1 protein-coding gene is annotated in these 582 nt (G+C 38.8%); it reads left to right on the top strand.

Features of this window, described 5'->3' with window-relative positions; translation table 11 throughout:
* Positions 1-236, top strand: a 236-nt coding sequence (locus tag Q0852_RS23700; protein ID WP_299022912.1) for a hypothetical protein, incomplete at its 5' end; no start/stop codon positions are given.
* Positions 237-582 lie beyond the last annotated feature (346 nt).

The raw sequence follows: 582 nt of genomic DNA, 5'->3' as shown, positions 1-582 counted from the left end.
GGCGTTACACATCACAACAGGTAGTTTTAAGTACTTTATTAATAAAAGGAATTTTTATGTCGCCAAATGATCTGTTTTCAGAAGGGCTTAGTAAGCTTGCAGCTATTCAAATATCGGAAAATTCTTCTCCGGAAGAAAAGCTATTTGCTGAAGGTTTAACTCGAACACTTGCTGCTTTGCACTCTGAAATTCTTACTTTACGAGAAAAAGTACAAGAGTTAGAGAAGAAAAACTGAACAATCAAAAAAGGAATTAGAAATGTTAAATGATGAATATCACCCAGCTTGCCCAAAGTGTGGACAAAGTGGATTTATAGCAGTAAATAATCAACGTGTAGCCAAGGCAGACTATTCAGTTGTCATGATCATATGTAGTGATCCTGGTTGTCAAACCGTCGTAGGTTGTTTGCCATATGATGCAGTCTATGAGAGCTCTAATAAAAAATAGCATCATAAAGCAGGATGTTGCGTGAAAACTGATGTGTAACAAAGCAATCAAGGTGATGCGTTACACTCGGCGGTTTTGGTATGAAGTTCGGTGTGCTTTGCTGGTTCGGCGGGGCACACCTTATTGCAGGCGTTA

It is taken from the genome of uncultured Photobacterium sp., assembly GCF_947502415.1.
In the GTDB taxonomy this organism is placed as follows: Bacteria; Pseudomonadota; Gammaproteobacteria; order Enterobacterales; family Vibrionaceae; genus Photobacterium.
The sequence above is the reverse complement of the archived record's forward strand: the minus strand, read 5'-3'. Positions and strand labels throughout refer to the sequence as shown.